Genomic DNA, 19707 nt, shown 5'->3' with positions numbered 1-19707 from the left:
CGCATCGTCGCGACGACAATAAAGTGCCCCGGGCACCCGGCCCCCCGTTACCGTTGCTACCTTCCGGTCCTGGCGGAGTTGGCGAGGGAACCGTCGCCCGGGGCATGAGGCCCCGCGACGGGGAAATTTTCTCGTTGCCGAAGCGTGTGGGCGGAGAGGGCGGGATTCGAACCCGCGGTGGCGTTTTGCGCCACACATGATTTCCAGTCATGTACCTTCGGCCACTCGGACACCTCTCCATGCGGATCGGCGAACGCGAAGACCTGCGTCGTGGCGTGGGGGAGCGGGGCGTTGGCAGTGCCCGTCGAGACGGGCGGTCGGAGTGATCGGAGACGAGGGTCGACCCGATTGTCGACCCTCGAGTGGGCGGAGAGGGAGGGATTCGAACCCCCGGAGGCTATTAACCTCACCAGATTTCGAGTCTGGCACCTTCAACCACTCGGACACCTCTCCCTTGGTCGTTGGGGCGCGGACTGTAGCAGGATCGTGGCTCCGCACAAGGGGGGCGTCGCGGGGCGCCGGGCGGGCAGACTGCCGCCCTTGCAGAGCGGGGCGCGGGCCCGGTGCTGGCGCCTTCGGCGAGGCCCTCGAGGCGGGGCGAGCACCGCCACAGCGGCGTAGCATCGCCGCCGTCACGATGCCCAATCGCCTCGCGAGCTCCTCGAGCCCCTACCTGCGCCAGCACCAAGACAACCCGGTGGACTGGTGGCCGTGGTGCGACGAGGCCCTCGCGTTGGCGCGCGCGCAGGATCGGCCAGTCCTGCTGTCGGTCGGCTACAGCGCGTGCCACTGGTGCCACGTGATGGCCCACGAGTCCTTCGAGGATCCTGCGATCGCCGCGGTGATGAACCAGCGCTTCGTGAACATCAAGGTCGACCGCGAGGAGCGACCCGACCTCGACGCGATCTATCAGAAGGTCGTGCAGCTGCTGTCGCAGGGCGGCGGCTGGCCACTCACGGTGTTCCTGACGCCGGCGGGTGAGCCGATCTACGGTGGCACCTACTTCCCGCCAGCGCCGCGCCATGGCCGACCCAGCTTCGCGCAGGTGCTCGACGCGATCCACGATCTGTGGACCGCACGGCGCGAGCAGGTCGCCACGCAGGTCGCGTCGTTTCGCGAGGGCATGGCCGCGATTGCGGGCATCGTCGACGACGAGCGAGCAGCGGCCGACGACGCACCCGCACTCGACGACCCCGAGGCCGCTCGTGCGGCGGCGCGACGGCTGCTCGAGCGCGTCGATGCGCGCGACGGCGGCTTCGGCCGCGCGCCCAAGTTCCCCAACCCGACCGCGCTCGAGATCCTCGCGACGATTGCCCGCGGCCCCGCGGGCGACGAGCTCGCGACCGCCTGCGGCAATGCGCTGCGGCTCACGCTCGATCGCATGTACGAGGGCGGCATCTACGATCACCTGCGCGGCGGCTTCGCGCGCTACAGCACCGACCGCGAGTGGCTGGTGCCGCACTTCGAGAAGATGCTCTACGACAACGCGCAGCTGCTGCCGCTGTACGCCGAGGCCGCGATCGAGTGGCCCGAGGCCGAGCATCTCGCGCGCGTCGCCCACGAGACCGTCGCGTATCTCGTGGCCGACATGCGCACGAGCGCGGGCACCTTCTTCGCGGCCACCGACGCCGACAGCGAGGGCGAGGAGGGCAAGTACTTCTGCTGGACCCCGGCCGAGGTCGCCGAGGCGGTCGGCGACGCCGAGCTCGCGAGGCGCTTCTGCGAGGTCTACGGGGTCGCACCCGGCGGCAACTTCGAGCACGGCCGCAGCATCCTGCACCTGATGAAGCCACTGGCGCGCTGCGTCGACGACGATGCGCCCGAGGTCGCGTCGTTGCTGACGCGGCTGCAGCCCGCGCGCGAGCGTCTGCTGGCGCACCGAGCCACGCGCGTGCCGCCGCTGCGCGACGAGAAGGTGCTGACCTCGTGGAACGCGTTGCTGGCCCGCGGGCTGATCCGAGCCGCCGCCGCGCTGTCCCAGCCGTCGTGGGTCGAGCTCGCACGGGCCTGCGTCGAGACGCTTTGTCGCGATCATCTCGACGCCGAGGGTCGTGTGCTGCGCTCGGGCTTCGAGGGCCGCGTGCAGCTGCGCGGTGTGCTCGACGACGTCGCGGCGCTGGCGTGCGCATGCCTCGATCTGCACGAGGTCACGCTGGCGCCGCGTTGGCTGGCGCAGGCCGAGCAGCTCGCGGCGCAGCTGGTCGACCACTTCGTACGGCCGCAGCGCGACGGCTTCGACTTCACGCCCGACGACGGCGAGGCGCTCATCGAGCGCAGCGAGAGTCAGCACGACGGACCGCTGCCATCGGGGGTTGCGCTCGCGATCGAGCTGCTGCTGCGGCTCGACGCCAGCGACCACGCACCCCCAGCGGCGCGCGAGATCCTCGAGCGCACGCTCGATCGCTTCCGCGGCGCCAGCAAGCAGCCGTTCGGCTACGCGAGCCTACTGCAGGCCGCGCGCCTGGCTGCGCCGGACGCCGTCCACGTGAAGCTCTTCGCACCCTCCCACGACGACGCCGACGTGCAGGCCCTGCGCGACGCGCTGCAGGATCGCCGTCGCGGGCGGTCCACGCCGCTGTCGTGGACCTTCGTGGCGTCACCGCGGCGGGGTGCAGTGGTGTGCCGGCAGCAGACCTGCACGTCGATGCTCGGCGATCGCGACGCCGTGCTCGCGGCGATCGGTTGACGGCTACTTGGTCGCGATCTGGATCTCGCCGATGTCGTGGGTCTCGCCGGGCTTCATGTGCCCAGAGCCCACCGAGCCCATGGTGATCTGCCACTTGCGACCGATCTTCACTGCGAAGCCGTAGGCACCCAGCGGTACGCCCTCGAAGGTGAACGCACCGTCGGCGTCGGTCTTGCCCTTCAGGTGGGTCGGTGCACCGGTGCACGGCGTGCGCGAGTAGAACAGGTTGGGGCTCTCGCACAGCTCGACGGCGACCGCCGCGACGCCCTTCTCGCCGTCGACCACGCGGCCCCGCAGGCCACCTTTCTGCATCGCGCCGGCGTCGGGCAGCTCGGGGCCACGGCCCTGCACGAGCACGGCGGTGATCGGTCCGGCGATCTCCTCGATGGTGCCCGAGCGCCACACGTGCCGCAGCTTGTCGGGCCCGACCACGGCGACGCCGGCGTCGCCGACCACCCACACGCGCTGGCGATCGTCGACCGCGACCTCGGTGATCGAGCCCAGCTTGAAGTCGACGCCGCCGCGGTAGCGCGCGACCGCAGCCGCGGGCTCGAACACGCTGACGGCCTCGATGTCGCTACGAATCGCGCCGATGCCACCGTTCGAGAACGCGAGGTCGCCGAGGATCGGGAACGAGCCCCCGCCGACCTTGGCCTTCGCGACCGCGGCGGGCCCGGTGGTGCGGTAGACGGTCGCGTCGCTGCCGAAGTAGACCGTGCCGGCAGGGCTGCGCAGCGCCGACTGGAAGAAGCGCGAGCCCTTCGGCAACGGCGCCTCCTTCCAGCCGTCGGCGCCGCCTTGGAAGATGCGATCGGCGGTCACCAGCCACGGTCGATCGTCGGCATCGACGGCGAGGCCCATCATCAACGGATCGGCCTTGCCGAAGGTCGCGGGCGGCTCGGTCGTCCACGTGGTGCCGTCGTGGTGCGAGACACCGGCGCTGCCGGCCACCCACGGGTGGCCCTCGCGGTCGACTTCGAACGCCTGCACGCTGCCGACCGTGTCGTAGGCGAGCTCGACGATGCGCTCGAAGCCGGCGCCGTCGAAGCGCGAGATCTCGCCCGAGCCGAGCGTGTACAGCTTGCCGTCGGCGCCGCGCTCGAGCGCGCTCACGAAGCGATTGCTGTCGGGCACGGCCGCGAAGCCGGCGTCGCTCAGCACCACGAAGCCCTTGTCGCGCACGACGAAGACCGCGGCGTTCTCGAGCGAGCCCGCGGTGGGGGCGGGCTTGGCATCACCGGCTGCGACCGCATCGTCGGCGGCCTTGCCCTCGGCGCCAGCGGCCTTGGCATCGCCGTCGGCGACCTTGGCATCACCGTCGGCGGCCTTGCCAGCAGCGGCTGCGACCTTGCCATCGCTCGGGCGCGCGTCGGCGTCCTCGTTGCTGGTCGCCTTGGGCGGCGGTGGTGGGGTCGGAGTCGACGGGGCAGGCGGGGCCGCTTCGCGGTCGCACGCGAACGCGACGGCGCAGGGCAGCGCGAGCAAGAGGACGCGGGCAAGACGCATGTGCAAGGGGGACGAGCCGCCGCTGCGGGGGTTGCAACGTCTGCGTCGCGCGTTCCTGCACGGGCCGTCGGCGTGCTGCGGTACTGTCGGCGAGATGCGTGTCGCAGACCTCGCGTGGCTCGCGATCGTGACGGTGCTCGGCTGCGGTCCGCAGGTCGAGTCCGACGGCGGTGGTGGCAGCGAGGGCGATCCCGGCGAGCGGCCGACCAGCCCGGGCGCGATGTACTCGGCGTGCGCCAGCGTCGACGAGTGCGCCCCGCTTCCGCTGTGTGTCTTTCCCACGCGCGAGGGCGGCTACTGCTCGGCGAGCTGCGTGGATCCCGACGACGCCAGTGGCTGCGCGCCTGCACCGGGCGCGGGCGCGGAGGTCTCGTGCCTCGACATCGGCCTGCCCGACGGCGCCACCGCGTGCGCGCTCGACTGCAGCCAGGGCGTATGCCCGTCCGGCATGACCTGCGAGGCGATCGAGACCCCGGCCGGCGACGCGCGCAGGATCTGCTTCTAGCCGGGTCGTCGCCGAGGCCGTGCTACGCTCGGGCTCTTCCGCGATGCCGTACGTCGAGTATGCCTGCGAAGGGCGGCTGCTGTTCCGCACCGAGACCACCGAGGGCTCGCAGTTCGTGCCCCGCGTGCACGAGATCGTCGTCATCGACGACGAGCCGTATATGGTCGTGGACGTCGAGTACTGGGCCCGCCGCATGGGCTCGACCGATCGCCGCTTCGTGTGGCCGACCGTCTACGTGATCCCGGTGCCCGCCGAGGAGTGGCAGCTGCGACTCGAGCGACGCAACACCCGCGAGTCCCACGCCAAGCCGCCAGTGCGCTATTAACCGCCGATGATCGGGCGGGGCATGATCGGGCGACGCAAGGCCGAGCTGGTCCGGGCGTTGTTGCCCGAGTCCGAGTGGGAGCGCGTGCAGGCCTACTCGCTGTCCGACGCCGGCTTCGGCACCGATCCATTCGGCACCGAGCCCGACACGCTCGGGTTCGGCTACGCGATCGGCTACTGGCTGCACCGCCACTACTTCCGCGTGGTCTCGGCCGGGCACGAGCACGTGCCGCGAAGCGGCGCGGCGGTGGTGGTTGGCAATCACAGCGGCGTGCTGCCGTTCGACGCGGTCATGCTGGCGGTCGACGTGTTCCGCTACTCCGAGCCGCCGCGACTGATGCGGTTCATGGTCGACTACTTCGTCTACCAGGTGCCGTTCCTCGGGGTCTTCTTCCGCAGCCTCGGCCAGATGCCCGGCACGCGTCGCAACTTCGACGGTCTGGTCGAAGAGGGCCACGTGATCGGCATCTTTCCCGAGGGCGCGCACGCCCTGGGCAAACCCGCCGAGCGTCGCTACGAGCTGCAGGCGTTCAGCCACGGTCATGTCGAGCTCGCGGCGCGACATCGCGTGCCGGTGGTGCCGTTCGGCCTGGTCGGCGCCGAAGAACAGATGACGATGGTCGCCGATCTCAAGCCGCTCGCGCGCGCGCTGCGGTTGCCGTACTTCCCCATCACCACCACCTTCCCGCTGCTGGGCCCGCTGGGGCTGCTGCCAAAGCCGGTGCGCTACTTCATCCACTACGGCGAGCCGATCGACATCGATCCCGACGCCTTGCGCTCGGTCGAGGTGCGCGAGCGCGAGGTCGAGCGCGTGCGCGACGCGGTCGCCGATCTGATCCAACGCGGGCTCGAGCAGCGCCGCGAGTACGAGGGGGGCAATCGCTGATGTCCGACAGCCGCAAGATCCCCACACTCAAGGCCGCCGCGCTGGTGAACCCCGCCGAGATGCCGACCCCGGGGACGCTGCGTGCGGGTGCGCGTCGCGTGTTCGTGGCCGGTGCGCGCCGCCGGGTCGCGATCCACCTCATCGAGCGCCTGCTGGCGGCGCCCGAGGTCGACCTCGTGCTCGGGGTCGATCGCGGTGCGTGCCCGCCTTCGCTGCTTGGCTGCGACCCGGAGCGCTTCATCTTCGCGTCGGCCGACCTCAGCAAGCGCCGCGAGGTCGACAACCTCTTCCTGCTCGATCGACTGCGCGAGCGCCCACTCGACACGCTGGTGCACCTGGCGTTCCAGGGCAACCCGCGCGGCTACAGCGTCGAGAGCCACGAGTTCAACGTCAACTCGGCGCGCCACCTGCTCGACGCGACCCTGCGGCACGGCGCGTCGAAGTACATCTTTCTTTCGTCCGACGCGGTCTACAAGATCGGCCCCCGCAGCGACTACAAGGTTCGCGAAGACGGCGATCTCAACCTCGATCCCGACGTGCACCCGATCCTGCGCGACACCATCGACGCCGAGTTCATGTGCCGCGCCAAGATGGACCGCCCCGACTGCGAGGTCATGGTGCTGCGGCCCAGCGGTGTGTTCGGCGGCGGCGTGCTCTCGGGCGTGAACCTGCTCTTCGAGAGCACGCCCCCGGTGTTGCCGGTCGGCTTCGACCCGATGATCAACCCCACCAGCAAGGAACGCCTCGCGCGCGACTTGCTGCTGGCGATCTTCCTGCATGGCAAGGGCGTCTACAACGTCGCCGGCCTCACCGTCGGACCCCTGTCGAAGTTCCTCGAGGAGCGCGGCATCCGGCCGGTGCGCGTGCCGGGCCCTGCGCTCGGTGTCGTCAATCGCCTGCAACGTGCGCTGGGCATGACGCGCTATCACGCCGGTTTCCACCCCAAGCGGCTCTACTTCAGCCTCGTGCTCGACGACAGTCGCTTCCAGAAGATCTTCCGCGACAACGCCGAGCAGGTGCTCGCCCTGGCTCGCTCGCCGGATCCGGGCGCCTGAGCGGACACGGAATGCCGGCCTCGGGTGGCGCGTACGGGCGGCCCATGCTCCAGCAGCGCCAGTGCTCGCGTCGTGAATGCCTGCTCGCCCTCGGCGCGAGCGCCCTCGTGTGGGGCTGTGGCCCTGGCGGCAGCGCGAGCGCTGTGCCCGAGTCGAGCGCGGCGCCCGAGCCGTCGACGCCGCCGGCATCGACGACATCGGCGACGACGACGACGACGCGTGTGCGGTGGCCCGTCGACGCGCTCGCGGCGATGGAGGGCGAGGGCCGCCTCGGCGTCGCGCTGCTCGATACCGGCAGCGGCGAGGTTGTGGGTCATCGCCTCGACGAGCGCTTCGGCATGTGCTCGACCTTCAAGCTCGCGTTGGCCGCGATGGTGCTCGCGCGCGTCGACGCCGGCGCGCTGCGGCTCGACGGCGAGGTGCAGCTGCGCGAGGCCGATCTCGTGCCGCATGCGCCCGTGACCGAGCCGCGGGTGCGTGAGGCGCTGGCGCGCAAGGCCAAGCACGCGACCATGACGATCGGCGAGCTCGCCCATGCGGCGCAGACCACCAGCGACAACCCGGCGGCCAACGCTCTGCTCGGCGTGCTGGGTGGCCCAGCGGGCTTCACTTCCTTCTGCCGCGACCACGGTGACCAGGTCACGCGGCTCGATCGCCTCGAGCCGTGGATGAACGTCGTGGAGGGCGAGGATCCCCGCGACACCACCTCGCCGCGCGCGATGGCGACGCTGATCGCTCGTCTGCTCGGCAAGGGCACGGGTGGCCTCTCTGCGCCGTCGCAGGCGCTGCTGCGCGGCTGGATGATCGAGACCCAGACCGGCGCCAGGCGCCTGCGCGCGGGGCTGCCGGCGGCGTGGGTCGCGGGCGACAAGACCGGCACCATGGTCGGTGACGGCATGACCACGAGGGTCAACGACATCGCGTGGATCGAGCCGCCCGATCGCGCACCGCTGGTGGTCGCGACCTACTTCGACACGCGCTTCGTCGCACAGGACGTGCGCGACCAGGACGAGGCCGTGCTCGCTGCGGTCGGGCGCTGGATCGCCGCGGGCGTGTAGCGGCGCGCGGGCGCGTCGCGGCGCGCAAGCCTGGGGCCGCGTCGTCTCGTCGGCACGGGGATCGTCGGGGCCCGCATCAGCGCCACAGCAGCGACACGCTCCACGCCAGCATCGCGAGCGAGCCGGCGCCGGCGGCCGCCACCACGAATGCGATGCACTCGCGGCGGCGCTCGATCAGCGCCGAGCGCCACGTCAGTGCGGCGACGGCGAGCAGCGCGAGCGCGGGCGCTTCGGTGGCGAACAGGCGCTCGGGGGTCGCGTCGTCGCCCAGCACCAGGGGCGTGCAGAGGATGGCGAGTGCGGTCACCAGCAGTGCGTGCTTGCGAGCGACACGGACGCCGACGCGCACTGGCCAGCTCCGCTTGTCGGCGAGGCGATCGGCGGGCTCGTCGGGCAGCGCAGTGACGATGTTGCCTGCGATCCCGAGCAAGATCGTGGGCAGCAGCATCAGCGGCGACAGCCCGTCGAGCGAGCCGGCCTGCATCGCGTAGGCGAACGCGGGCAGCACTGCACCGAGGCCCAGGCCCTGCGCCAGCTCGCCGCCACCGCGATACGACAGACGCAAAGGGCCGTAGCTGTACGCGAGCAGCAGCAGCAGGGCCGCGCCTGCGGCCACGAGCGCGAGCGGTCGATGCCACACCGACGCAAGCAGACCCGCGTGACCCACCAGCGCGATCGCAGCTGCGATCGCGGCTGCGCGTAGCCGCGGTGCATCGAGCAGTCCGTCGACCAGCACCCGTGAACCACCCGAGAACGGCGTCGGTGCGCGATGGAGGCGATCGCCGGCCTCGTCCGCGACGTCGTTGGCGAACACGATCACGAGCTGATCGAGCACGCCGAACACGTGCACGAGCACGCAGATCCACGGATCGAAGCGCGCGCCGTGGGCAACCGCCAGCGCCTGCCCGAACACCAGCGGCACCGCGATGTTGGCCTGTGCGAGCGGTCGCGCGGCTCGTAGCCACGCGCGCAGCGTCGACGCTCGCTCGACCATGGCGGACTACCGGAACGTGTCCTTCGCGCTGCGACGACGCGCGAGCTCCTCGGCACCGCCGGCCCGCACGAACGGGTTGGTCGCGCGCTCGAGCGCGACCGTGGTCGGCGTGGTGCAGGGCGGCAGGTCGGCGGCGCGCTCGGCTACCGCGGCGTTGTCGGGCTCGGTCGCCGCGGCGAAGCGCAGGTTCGAGGCCGTGTACTCGTGCCCGAACCACATCTTGGTCTCGGACGGCAGCGAGCACAGCAGCGAGAGGCTGCTGTACATCTGCGCGGGCGTGCCCTCGAAGAGGCGACCGCAGCCCGCGGCGAACAACGTGTCACCGGTGAAGACGTGGCCGACGTCGCCGCCGTGCGCGGGCAGGTACCAGGCGATCGCACCGCGGGTGTGGCCGGGGATGTGGGCCGCCAGCGCGCGCCGACCGTCGATGACGACGTCGGTGTCGATGAAGCGATCGGTCGGCGCGTCGACGAACAGCGTCTGCGACGGGATGCGCTCGCGATCGCTTGCATGCCCCCCGACCGGGCGCTCACCGTAGTGCGCGAGCAGACCCGGGATGCCGCCGACGTGATCGGGGTGATGATGGGTGGCGAGCACGCCGGCGAGCTGCAGGCCGTGGGCTTCGAGCGCCGCGATCACGGGCGCGTGCTCGGAGGGATCCACGACCCACGCCGCGCTCGCACCCGGGGCGCGCACGAGGTAGGCGTAGTTGTCGCTGAGGCACGGCACCGCCGTGATCACGAGGTCGACCATGCGGCCAACCCTACGATCAACGATGGTGGCCGCGCGAGGGGGCGCTGCGGCTCGGGCTGCTGTGGTGCGACGGTGCGCTGCGGCTGGGGCTGCTGTGCGAGCCGCCCGACGAGCGTGACGGCGGCGAGTACGAGCGAGAAGGGCTAGCGGAGCGCGAGGGGCTAGCGGAGCGCGAGGGGCTAGCAGAGCGCGATGGCGGGCTGTACGAGCGCGATGGCGGGCTGTACGAGCGCGATGGCGGGCTGTACGAGCGCGATGGGCTGGCCGCACGCGAGGGCGCCGAGGTGCGCGATGGCGGGCTGTACGAGCGCGACGGTGCCGGGTTGCTGCGACCGGCCGACCACGCTGGCGTGTTGCCACCGGCGCTACGCGCGGGCGCGCTGCTGCGCGCGGGCGCGGTCGTCACCGGGCCTTGCGACGCGCCACCCGAGCTCCACGAGCGCGAGGGCGCGGCGGGCTGATCCCAGCGCGGCCGCGCGGTGGCCGGCGACGCGAAGGGATCGTTGGCCACGCGGGCCGGTGCATTCGCAGCGGGCAACGAGCCCACGGTACGCGCCGATCGAACCGGCGCGGCACTCGGGCGTCGCGGATCGATCGTGGTGACGCGCTGACCCGACGCGGTGGTGTACGAGTTGTTGCGCGTGGGCGTACGCGCGGGCCCAGTCGCAACCGCGTCGCGGGCGACCGGCACCGTACGCACCGGTGCGGCACCGGTCTTCGCAGCTGGGCTCGGATCACGCGAAACCGCGGTCGGAGCGAGGCGCGAGGGTGCGGCCGAGGCGACCGCGGGATCCTGCTTCCGCGTGGGTGCGCTGCCCGGCGCCGCCAGGCCACCGTTGCGCGCGTCGCCGACGGGGTTGCGGCGCGCACCGTCGCCCGGCGTCCGGGTGGTGCCCGCGGCATCGGCTCGGGTCGCGCCTGCGTTCACCGGGTTGCGACGCGGACCATCGGCGACAGCGGCCGGGCGAGTGCGGCGCGGGCCATCGGAGGCGGGACCACCCGGGCTCGACGGATGCGACGGAGCGCCCTGCGACGGCGGCTTGCTGGGCCCGCCGTTGTCGGCCCAGTAGTGGTGATGGTGATGCTGCTGGTTCGCGACGGGCAAGCCGTACGCGTGGTAGCCGTAGTAGCTCACGCCGCCCCAGTACCAACCCGCGCCGTAGTAGCCGACGCCCCACGAGTACGGCGCCCACGGGTAGTAGCCGTTCCAACAGGTGACCAGCGGTCCGGGCGGGCCCCAGTAGTAGACCCAACCGCCGTAGGTCGGGCTCCAGAACACGAAGTCGCCGTTGACGTTGTAGTACCACTGACCGCCCCAGTACACGCGCGGGAAGGTCTCGATCGCCTCGGGGTAGCTGTGCACGTAGGTGACGACCTCGACGCGCGAGCCGTCGGAGAGGGTGTCGTAACCAACTGGCGCGCCGTCGGTGGTCGTGGTGGTCGTGGTCGTGGTCGTGACCGTCGACTCGGTCACGTAGATGTCGTCGTAGGTCCCGGGCTGCGCGATGATCGTGCGCGGCGATTGCCCCGAGGGGTAGTTGGTGTCGTCGATCCGCGATCGCGCGCAGCCGCTGCTCACGAGGCCACCGAGGCCCAGCAGAGCCGCGAAGGCGATCAACTTGCCTGGACGGTGGAGCGCGGCGAGCGCTGATCGAGCACGCATGTTCACCAAGACCCTCTCTTTCACTTCTGAACCCCTGGGACGCACATCGCAATCGGTAATGTTCTCGCCGGCGCGAATGCCCGTGACGGTGGGCACGCGTGCGAGCCAAAATGTCCCGATCCTGCGTTCGCGCGCGGCATTGCTGTCGCGATCCCAGACGGCGCGACATGGAGGTTCATGCACGCGCGTCGACTCACGGCCCGTGGTTGGCCGGCTTGACGCGACACCGCGCCGGCAGCGATCCTGGCGATGGTAGGGATCATGGCTCCAGCCGCGCCAGTCTTCGTGCTCCACTTCGTCCGCGGCAAGTATCAGGGCCAGGACTTTGCGCTCGAGGCCGGCAAGGCCGTGATCGCCGGTCGCAGCACCGAGGCCGACCTCGTGCTCTCCGACGATGCGGTGAGTCGCAAGCACGCGCGCTTCCATGGCGCGCGCGGCCGCATCTGGGTGCGGGATCTCGGCTCGCGCAACGGCACGCTCGTCAACGGCGAACGCGTGCTGCAGCACTGCCTGCGCGAGGGCGATCGCATCGCGATCGGCTCGAGCCTCGCGAAGGTCGAGCTGAAGGACGTCGCCGAGGTCGCGCAGCGCCGCGCCGGCGAGCAGCGTCGCCGCCGGCCCAACGATGTCGCAGGTCGCTCGATGACCGGCAGCATCGAGGACATTCCGCTGATGGACGTGCTGCAGTGGCTCGCCACCAGCCGCAAGACCGGTTGTCTCAAGGTCCGCGACGTCGGTCGTGGTCGCGTTGGCGCGCTGCACCTGCGCGAGGGGCGGGTCTACTACGCCGACATCGTCGGTAACCGCCTGCTGCACCCCGAGAAGGCGCTGCTGCGCATGCTCAACTGGGACCGCGGCATGTTCGAGCTCGAGAACACGCCGATCGACAATCCGCCGCTCGAGATCAACCAGTCGCTCGAGCACATGCTGATGGAGGCCGCGCGTCAGCAGGACGAGCTCGCCAACCTCGGCAAGAAAGCCTCGCTGCCGGTCTACGGCCAGACCGTGACGGTGGTGAAGCCGTCGCCGGTGCGGTGGAACAAGCTCTCCGCGGCCGAGCTCGACCTCGTGCAGGACGTCCTCGAGGCCGGTGGCTGGTGGGAGGTCATGGACAGCAGCACCGTCGATGACATCACGTTGATGAAGCAGCTCGTCGGGCTGCGCAACAAGGGCGTGCTCTCGTTCTGACCGCTCGGGCGGCGCGCCGAGGAACTCGCGCCAGCGCTGCCTACTCGGCCGCAGCCTCGGCGTCATGCCCACCGGGCGAGCGCGCGTCGTCGCCGTGCGACTCCTCGAAGAAGCTCTTGAGCTCGCGATAGAACCCGTGGCTGACCACCAGCGACGAGTGGCCGCCGGGTAGCACGATGAAGTCGTGGTCGCGATCGATGCCCTCGAGCGGCTCCGGCAGGGGGCACAGGGCGTCCTGCGAGGCGTGGATCTGCCGCACGCGCAGGCCCGGTGGCAGCGGTGCGGCGCGGAGATCCGCGATGAAGTCGCTGGTCGGCAGGCACTGCCACACGCTCTGACTCAGCAACCCCATGGTCGCGACGCCGAGCAGACCGACCCACGTACCATCCGTCGGTGCGCCGAGCAGCGCGAGGCGGCGGATCGCGCGATGGGCCTGCATGAACTTCACCGCTTGCAGCGCGATCAGCCCGCCCATGCTGAAGCCGACGACATCGAAGCGCTCGACGCCGAGCGTGCGCTGCAATCGATCGATGTGTTCGACCAGCTCCTGTGCGCCGCTCAGCAACGAGCGCAGCTGGAACGTGCCGTGGTGGTACGTGAAGGTCGTGCGGCCATCGTCCTGGAAGCGCTTGGCCAGCGGCATCATCGTGCCGCGGGTGCCGAGGAACCCGTGCACGAGCAGCACCGGCACCGCGCCTGGCCGACTCGACGTCAGATCGCCCGGAACGTGGTTTCCGCGCGCCAAGTGCCGCGCGTAGGCAGCACCGTGGGTCACCGTGCGGAGCACGGCGCCGAAGGCAGAGCGACCCGAGGTCGAGGCGGCCACGTCACCGGAACGATAGCAGACCCGTCACACGGAACCGCGTTTTGGTGACGTTTGTGGCATCGCGGTGGCGCGGCCGCGCCGCGATGTCGGAGCTCGGGTGTGCAGCCGCGATCGCAGCCGTGATCGTGCATCGTGACAGCGCTCACGGATCGATGCACCGACGAGCGCCGATCGTTGGCCGTTCATGGCTCGTCGTCGTCGCGAGCGCGTGGTCGATCGTCGCCGCGGCGTGCAGCGAGTTGCGCGGAGCCATCGACGTCGCCGTGCAGCGCAAACGGTTCGTCGTCACCCGACAGCGCAGGGGCGTGGGCGGCGGCCGACGCGATCGCGAGCGTGGCGGTCGACGCCGTCGCGACGCTCGGCGCCTCGGGCAGCATGCCGCGGAACATCGCGCCCTCGCCGGCACCGAGCGCATGCAGCCGCGCACGTGCCTCGCTCGCCAGGCGCGTGCCGGGGAACGCCGACATCGCTTGCTCGTAACGCGCCTGCGCCAGCGCCCGCTCGCCGATGTGCTCGTAGGCCTGGCCGAGGTGGAACAGGTACACCACCAACGCGGGGCTGTACTCGAGCGTGGCTGCGCCGGTCTCGAGCAACGGCAGTCCCTCGCGCGCGCGACCCATCCGCACCAGACACAGCCCCTCGAGGGCCTGCCATGCGCGCGCGACCTCGACGCGATGACTCGCGGGCATGTGCTGCAAGCAGGTGTCGCGGTCGTCGCGAATCATCTGAAGGCGATGCTCGTCGGGCGTGCTCGTGAGCACCGACAGCTCGTGGCGACCAAACGCCGCCAGCGCGGCGAGCTGGGGCGAGCGCGGCTCGTGCAGGGTGCCGTAGATCTCCGCGGCCTCGTCGAGGCGCCACTCCGCGAGCAGCAAGCCGCCGAGCTGCGCCCGCGCGAGCCACTCACGCTCGGCGCTCACCGCCTCACCCGCCTCGACCAGCGCCAGCTGCTTGCGCAGGTCGTCCTCGAGCGCGCGGTGCTGCCCCGAGGCGATCGCGAGCCGCATGTGCTCGGCCTCGTACAGGCTGCGTCGCAATCGATCGCGACCCAGTAGCCACGCGCCAAGACTCATGCTGAACGCCAGCGTCGTGAAGATCGCGAGCTCACCGGTGCATCCGGCGCAGGCCACCAGCGGCGCCAACGCGAGCAGTCGCGCGTGCGAAGAACTGGCGGAGTCGTGGCGTTCGGCGGGCAAGGGCTGTCGGACGGGATAGCATAGTGGCAGGTGCCACGCCCGGTCGCGAATCCGCCGAACCCGTGGGAGTCGACGCACGTCGAATACCTCGGCGAAGCCCCGGCCGCCGCGTTGTCGGTCTACGAGGAGGAGGCCCGCAGCATCGTGGTGGAGAACGACAGCCCCGACGTGCCGTTCCGCTACAGCGTCAATCCCTACCGCGGTTGCTTCCACGGTTGCGCGTACTGCTATGCGCGACCGTCCCACGAGCTGCTCGGGTTCGGGGCCGGCACCGACTTCGAGCGCCGCATCGTCGTCAAGCGCAACGCCGCCGAGCTGCTGTACGACCGCCTCGCATCGCGGTCGTGGCGTGGCGACATGCTCGCGTTCTCCGGTGTCACCGACTGCTATCAGCCGCTCGAGGCCAGCTATGGCCTCACGCGGCGCATGCTCGAGGTGTGCCTGCGCTTCCGCAACCCTGTCGGCATCGTCACCAAGGGCGCGCTGGTCGAGCGCGACGTCGACTTGTTGGCCGAGCTGTCCCGCACGGCGGCCTGCACCGTGTTCGTGAGCATCCCGTTCGCCGACGACGCCCAGGCCCGCGCGATCGAGCCCTACGCCAGCAGCCTCACGCGCCGATTCCGTGCGCTCGAGGTGCTGTCGGCGGCGGGCATCCGCACCGGCGTGAGCATCTCGCCGGTGATCCCGGGCCTGAACGACCCACAGATCCCCGAGGTACTCGCCCGCGCGCGCGCGGCCGGAGCCACGCTCGCGTTCATGATCATGCTGCGGCTGCCCACCAGCGTGCGCACGGTCTTCACCGAGCGGCTGCGCGCGAGCCTGCCGCTGCGGGCCGAGCACGTGCTGTCGAGCATCCGCGACGTGCGTGACGGCGAGCTCAATCGAGCCGCGTTCGGCAGCCGCATGCGCGGTGAGGGTCCGCGCTGGCAGGCCATCGAGTCGCTGTTCGCCGCGCACCACCGCCGGCTGGGCTTCGAGGCCGCCGAGCGCTTCGAGCACGACACGAGCAGCTTCCGCCGACCGCCGGCGGGCGACCGCCGACAGCTGCCGCTGTTCGACGAGTAGTCGCGTGCTGCTAGGGTCGCGGCACGATCGTGGCCATCACGCGCTCGACCTCGCGCTCGATCGCTTGCTGCAGCAACGACTCGACCGCCACCAGCGGCAGCGGCTTCGCACGACGGATGCGATCGACCAGCTCCGGCAGCGTCGCCAGCGAGTGGCCGGCCTGCGCCCACGGCTGCACGATGTGATTCGCGAACATGGCGACCAGCGCGTTGGCCAGGTGCGAGGTGCCCTCGCGTAGGATCGCGAGCTGGTCGAGCGCGACCGCCAGCGGGATGCCGATCGCCTGTAGCGCGCGACCGACCTCGAGCAGGCGCGGGCTCGGCACGCGCACGCGCGGGGGCTCGCCCGCCACCGCCGGCAGCGGCACCACCAGCTCGAGCTCGATCGCGCGGGCGACCAGCTCGTCGGTCAGGCCGGTGAAGCGCTGCATCAGCTCGGCGAGCGTGGCCTCGATCGGCGCCTCGTGGACCGGCGAGAGCTCGCGCTCGCAGCCGAGCAGCTCGGCAACGCTGCGCTGCCCGTGCCACGCCGCGATCAGATCGCCAATCGCGGCCAGCGAGTAGCCGCGCTCCTGCAGGCGTGCGATGAGCTGCAGGCGCTCGAGGTGTGCGCCGTCGTAGTGCCCGACCCGCCCGACCATCACCGGCGGCGGCAGCAGGCCGCGGGTCTGCAGCGAGCGTACGTTGCGGGTCGTGGTGTTCGCCGCCATCGCGAGCGCATCGATGGTCATCCGCGCCGACGCGGGGTCGGCCCCTCGCGCAGCGCCAGGGGGCGGGTCGGGGGCGACGAAGCGGGCCGTCGAGACCATGCCTTGAAACTCTACACCAAAAGGTGTAACAGTTGATCGTGCAGGGGTGAGAGCATGTTGGACGAGCGTCGGCTCCTCGAGAAATGTCAACGATTGCAATGGCATACCGATGAAGTCCCGTGGGACGCAGCCGGGGCCGAGCGGGTGAACGGTGACCAGGCACGGCAGCTCAAGCCGTTCATGGCGGACCTCTACTGGATCGAATCGACCGCCGCGATCGTGTTCGACGCGATGGCCGGCAACGAGCCCGACCCCACGCGCAAGGCGATCTTCGAGTCGTTCGCGATCGACGAGGCGCGGCATGCCGAGGCCGAGCGACTGCTGATGGTGCGCTGGGGAATCCTCGGTCGACACGAGCGGCCACAGCCCAACCCCAGCGTGCGTCGGCTGATCGACACGCTCGAACACTACGCGGCACGCGTGCACCCCTCGGTGTTCTCCGCGATCATCCCGATGACCGAGCTGGTGCTCGATGGCGCGTTGGTGAAGTACCTCGTGCGAGTGGTCGACGATCCGATCTGTCATCGCGCGTTCGAGGGCATCAACGCCGACGAGGCCCGCCACCTCGCGATGGACTTCCACATGCTCGAGTACTACGGGCAGGCCCAGGGTCCGTGGCAGAACACGCTCGACTTGGTGAAGGCGTTCGTGCGGCCGACCGGCCTCTACGCGATGTTCTTCGGCTACCTACCGATGATGGCGCGCAGCCGCGAGAACCTCGTCGCGATGGGTCTCGAGCTCGACGAGGCCGCGAAGGCCATGCGTCGCTACGTCGAGCTCGGTGATCGCAACCCGGACATCGCCCGCCACCCGACCTACCGACTCGTGCGCGGCTACGTCGACGGCGTCACCCAGGGGCGCTCACGCCTCGGCGACGTCTTGCTGCGGCTGTCCGACACGGTCGATGCCTTCGCGCAGGCGCGCAAGGCCGCGTGAACACGCCGTGGTATCGTGCGGCGGCGTGGCTCGCCGCCGTCCCATCGTCCGCGCGCTGAAGTGGACCGCTCTCGGGCTCGGTGCGCTGTCGCTGGTCTGTGCGGTGCGGGCGGCCACGGTGACCGCGCCGCAGGTCGATCCCGGACCGGCGCCGAGCGTGCCCGAGGTTGCCGTCGAGGAGGTCGCGCGGGCGCTCGCGGACGCGATCGCGATCCCCACCGTCTCGCGCAGCACGGGCGGCACGCCAGCGGCGTTCGAGCAGCTCCATGGGTTGCTGCGCGCCCGCTTCCCGCAGGTGCACGAGCGGCTCGAGCGGGTGCCGGTCGGCACCGCGGCAGTGCTCTACCACTGGCGCGGCCGCGATCCATCGGCGCCGGCGGTGGTGCTCGCAGGCCACCTCGACGTCGTGCCGGTCGAGCCCGGCACCGAGGCCGACTGGACCCACCCACCGTTCTCGGGGGCGATCGCCGACGGCTTCGTCTGGGGTCGCGGCGCGCTCGACGACAAGCTCAGCGTCATCGCGTTGCTCGCGGCGGTCGAGTCGTTGTTGAACGCGGGGCACGAGCCGGCCTGCGACGTGTGGCTCGCGTTCGGCGACGACGAAGAGGTCGGTGGTCGCGAAGGGGCGCAGGTGCTCGCGTCGTGGCTGGTCGAGCACGGCGTGAAGGCGCAGTTCGTGCTCGACGAGGGCGGAGCGGTGATCGAAGGCATCCTGCCCGGCGTGGTCGCACCAGTGGCGCTGGTCGGCATCGCCGAGAAGGGCGTCGCCAGCTTCGAGCTCACGCTGCGCGCCGAGGGCGGCCACTCCTCGATGCCGCCGACCCACGGTGCGATCGGTCGACTCGGCGCTGCGATCACGCGACTCGAGGGTGAGCAGATGCCCGGCGAGCTGCGCGGGGCGGCGTCGGCGATGATCGATCGCCTGACCCCGGAGATGGGCTTCGTGGCCCGGCTCGCGCTCGCCAATCGCTGGCTGCTCGATCCGCTGGTCGTGCGGGTGCTCGCGCGGCATCCCGCGAGCAACGCGATCGTACGCACCACCACCGCGCCGACCATCTTCGAGGCCGGCAGCGCCGACAACGTGCTCGCCGCCAACGCCCGTGCGATCGTCAACTTCCGTGTGCTGCCGGGTGACACCGTCGCAGACGTCGAGGCTCACATCCACGCCGTGGTCGACGACGACGAGATCGCGGTGCGGTGCGTCGATCGTTGCTGGGATCCCTCGCCGACCTCGCCGATGCAGGGCCCGGGCTGGGACCACCTGCAGTCGGCGATCGCGTGGATCTGGCCCGAGGCCATCTTCAGCCCCTCGCTGGTGGTCGGGGCCACCGACGCGCGCTACTACACCGGGCTCACCGATCGCGTGTATCGCTTCTTGCCGATCCGCATGAATGACGTCGACCGTCGCAGGCTGCACGGCACCGACGAGCGTGTGGCCGTCGACGAAATCGGACGGGCGGTACGCTTCTATCAGAGCGTCGTGGTCACGGCGACACGCTAGGATTCCACTCGCGCAGCTGCTCGAGCGGCTTGCGGGTGAGCGCAGGCACCGTGGCATCGTCGGCCGCGTAGCCCACCGGAAAGAGAATCATCGCCCGCTCGTGCTTGGGTCGGCCGAGGATGCGCGAGAGGAAGCCCATCGGGCTCGGCGTGTGGGTGAGCGTGCAGAGCCCCATCTCGTGCAGCGCCGAGATGAACAGGCCGCACGCGATGCCGACGCTCTCGCGCACGTAATAGTGCTTGCGGGGCTGGCCTTCGTCGTCGAGGCCGGTGACCTGCTCGAACACCACGACGAGGCAAGGCGCGATCTCGAGGTAGGGCTTGTGCCAGTCGGTGCCCAGCGGCGCGAGTGCCTGAAGCCACTCCTCGGACATGCGCTCCTCGTAGCTCATGCGCTCCTCGGCCTCGGCGGCGAGACGGATCTCGCGCTTGGTCACCGGGTCGTCGATCGCGACGAACGTCCACGGCTGCATGTGCGCGCCCGACGGTGCGGTGCCGGCGGCGAGGATCGCGAGATCGATCGCCTCGCGCGGCACCGGGTCGGGGCTGAACGCTCGCACGCTACGACGTTGGTCCATGCGCGCGTAAATCGCCTGCGCGCGCGCGACGAGCTCGTCTGCGGGCACACGCGGCGTGCGATGGGGCAGGGTCGCGGGGGCCACGGGCGTGTCGGTCACGCCCGTCAATCTACCAGCAGACGCAGTGATTGCGCGGTGGTCACCTTGCCCCTGCGGTCGCTGTGGTTCGAACATGGTCCT

Annotated in this window: 18 protein-coding genes, 2 tRNA genes and 1 other RNA gene; 10 read left to right on the top strand and 11 right to left on the bottom strand. The window is 70.9% G+C overall.

All coding sequences use genetic code 11. The annotated features are described in order from the left end of the window. Nucleotides 1-19: 19 nt before the first annotated feature. From ffs to IPH07_35275, 3 genes are all read right to left on the bottom strand, one after another. An RNA gene (ffs, locus tag IPH07_35285) (signal recognition particle sRNA small type) lies at nucleotides 20-107 on the bottom strand. 44 nt (nucleotides 108-151) lie between these two features. Continuing rightward, nucleotides 152-239 (bottom strand) — tRNA-Ser (locus tag IPH07_35280). Nucleotides 240-367: 128 nt separating this feature from the next. Further along, nucleotides 368-453 (bottom strand) — tRNA-Ser (locus IPH07_35275). A gap of 184 nt (nucleotides 454-637) precedes the next feature. On the opposite strand from IPH07_35275, the gene IPH07_35270 reads away from it, so the two are divergent. Next, nucleotides 638-2686: a thioredoxin domain-containing protein gene (locus IPH07_35270; GenBank protein MBK6922704.1), complete on the top strand. Its 2049-nt coding sequence runs from the start codon at nucleotides 638-640 to the stop codon at nucleotides 2684-2686. A gap of 3 nt (nucleotides 2687-2689) precedes the next feature. Here IPH07_35270 and IPH07_35265 read toward each other — a convergent pair whose 3' ends face one another. Further along, nucleotides 2690-4192 carry a hypothetical protein gene (locus tag IPH07_35265; protein MBK6922703.1) on the bottom strand — a complete coding sequence of 501 codons (1503 nt, stop codon included), beginning with the start codon at nucleotides 4190-4192 and terminating at the stop codon, nucleotides 2690-2692. Between the two features lie 94 nt (nucleotides 4193-4286). On the opposite strand from IPH07_35265, the gene IPH07_35260 reads away from it, so the two are divergent. The 5 genes from IPH07_35260 to bla all read left to right on the top strand — a co-directional run bounded on the left by IPH07_35260 (nucleotide 4287) and on the right by bla (nucleotide 8020). Then, nucleotides 4287-4697 carry a hypothetical protein gene (locus IPH07_35260; GenBank protein ID MBK6922702.1) on the top strand — a complete coding sequence of 137 codons (411 nt, stop codon included), beginning with the start codon at nucleotides 4287-4289 and terminating at the stop codon, nucleotides 4695-4697. Nucleotides 4698-4740: 43 nt separating this feature from the next. Next, a complete protein-coding gene (locus tag IPH07_35255) occupies nucleotides 4741-5022 on the top strand; it encodes a hypothetical protein (GenBank protein ID MBK6922701.1) in 282 nt (93 codons plus the stop codon). A 21-nt stretch (nucleotides 5023-5043) separates the two neighbouring features. Continuing rightward, nucleotides 5044-5907 (top strand): acyltransferase family protein, encoded by an 864-nt coding sequence (locus IPH07_35250; GenBank protein ID MBK6922700.1) that lies wholly within the window; start codon nucleotides 5044-5046, stop codon nucleotides 5905-5907. Further along, nucleotides 5907-6962, top strand: a complete 1056-nt coding sequence (locus IPH07_35245) for an NAD-dependent epimerase/dehydratase family protein (protein ID MBK6922699.1) — start codon at nucleotides 5907-5909, stop codon at nucleotides 6960-6962. The genes IPH07_35250 and IPH07_35245 overlap by 1 nt, the downstream gene beginning before the upstream one ends. 221 nt (nucleotides 6963-7183) lie before the next feature. Further along, nucleotides 7184-8020: a class A beta-lactamase gene (gene bla / locus IPH07_35240; GenBank protein MBK6922698.1), complete on the top strand. Its 837-nt coding sequence runs from the start codon at nucleotides 7184-7186 to the stop codon at nucleotides 8018-8020. Between the two features lie 76 nt (nucleotides 8021-8096). On the opposite strand, the gene IPH07_35235 is transcribed toward bla, so the two are convergent. From IPH07_35235 to IPH07_35225, 3 genes are read right to left on the bottom strand one after another with little or no spacing between them, the layout of a single operon-like run. Then, nucleotides 8097-9014, bottom strand: coding sequence for a prenyltransferase (locus IPH07_35235; GenBank protein MBK6922697.1), 918 nt, complete (start codon nucleotides 9012-9014; stop codon nucleotides 8097-8099). A 6-nt stretch (nucleotides 9015-9020) separates the two neighbouring features. Next, nucleotides 9021-9767: a hydroxyacylglutathione hydrolase gene (gene gloB, locus IPH07_35230; protein ID MBK6922696.1), complete on the bottom strand. Its 747-nt coding sequence runs from the start codon at nucleotides 9765-9767 to the stop codon at nucleotides 9021-9023. 16 nt (nucleotides 9768-9783) lie between these two features. Continuing rightward, nucleotides 9784-11430 carry a hypothetical protein gene (locus IPH07_35225; GenBank protein ID MBK6922695.1) on the bottom strand — a complete coding sequence of 549 codons (1647 nt, stop codon included), beginning with the start codon at nucleotides 11428-11430 and terminating at the stop codon, nucleotides 9784-9786. 261 nt (nucleotides 11431-11691) lie between these two features. Here IPH07_35225 and IPH07_35220 point away from each other — a divergent pair, with 261 nt between their 5' ends. Further along, nucleotides 11692-12618 (top strand): DUF4388 domain-containing protein, encoded by a 927-nt coding sequence (locus IPH07_35220; protein ID MBK6922694.1) that lies wholly within the window; start codon nucleotides 11692-11694, stop codon nucleotides 12616-12618. A 40-nt stretch (nucleotides 12619-12658) separates the two neighbouring features. Here IPH07_35220 and IPH07_35215 read toward each other — a convergent pair whose 3' ends face one another. Both IPH07_35215 and IPH07_35210 read right to left on the bottom strand, forming a co-directional pair. Continuing rightward, nucleotides 12659-13309 carry an alpha/beta fold hydrolase gene (locus IPH07_35215; GenBank protein ID MBK6922693.1) on the bottom strand — a complete coding sequence of 217 codons (651 nt, stop codon included), beginning with the start codon at nucleotides 13307-13309 and terminating at the stop codon, nucleotides 12659-12661. Between the two features lie 317 nt (nucleotides 13310-13626). Continuing rightward, entirely contained in the window at nucleotides 13627-14640 is a 1014-nt protein-coding gene (locus tag IPH07_35210; GenBank protein MBK6922692.1) for a hypothetical protein, read from the bottom strand. 30 nt (nucleotides 14641-14670) lie between these two features. Between IPH07_35210 and IPH07_35205 the strand changes: the two genes are divergently transcribed. Then, nucleotides 14671-15705: a PA0069 family radical SAM protein gene (locus tag IPH07_35205; protein MBK6922691.1), complete on the top strand. Its 1035-nt coding sequence runs from the start codon at nucleotides 14671-14673 to the stop codon at nucleotides 15703-15705. Nucleotides 15706-15715: 10 nt separating this feature from the next. Here the strand turns inward: IPH07_35205 and IPH07_35200 are convergent, their stop codons facing one another. Beyond that, complete coding sequence (locus IPH07_35200) at nucleotides 15716-16513, bottom strand: MerR family transcriptional regulator (GenBank protein MBK6922690.1); 798 nt, start codon at nucleotides 16511-16513, stop codon at nucleotides 15716-15718. Nucleotides 16514-16606: 93 nt separating this feature from the next. Here IPH07_35200 and IPH07_35195 point away from each other — a divergent pair, with 93 nt between their 5' ends. Both IPH07_35195 and IPH07_35190 read left to right on the top strand, forming a co-directional pair. Beyond that, the gene (locus tag IPH07_35195; GenBank protein MBK6922689.1) at nucleotides 16607-17449 is read left to right on the top strand and encodes a ferritin-like domain-containing protein; all 843 of its coding nucleotides are present in this window, start codon (nucleotides 16607-16609) and stop codon (nucleotides 17447-17449) included. A 25-nt stretch (nucleotides 17450-17474) separates the two neighbouring features. Beyond that, entirely contained in the window at nucleotides 17475-18950 is a 1476-nt protein-coding gene (locus tag IPH07_35190) for a M20/M25/M40 family metallo-hydrolase (protein MBK6922688.1), read from the top strand. Here IPH07_35190 and IPH07_35185 read toward each other — a convergent pair. Then, nucleotides 18934-19701: a nitroreductase family protein gene (locus IPH07_35185; GenBank protein ID MBK6922687.1), complete on the bottom strand. Its 768-nt coding sequence runs from the start codon at nucleotides 19699-19701 to the stop codon at nucleotides 18934-18936. The genes IPH07_35190 and IPH07_35185 overlap by 17 nt on opposite strands. Nucleotides 19702-19707 lie beyond the last annotated feature (6 nt).

The sequence above is a fragment of the Deltaproteobacteria bacterium genome, assembly GCA_016709225.1.
In the GTDB taxonomy this organism is placed as follows: domain Bacteria; phylum Myxococcota_A; class Polyangia; order Nannocystales; family Nannocystaceae; genus Xiheibacterium; species Xiheibacterium phototrophicum.
This window is presented reverse-complemented; position numbering and strand designations above follow the sequence as displayed.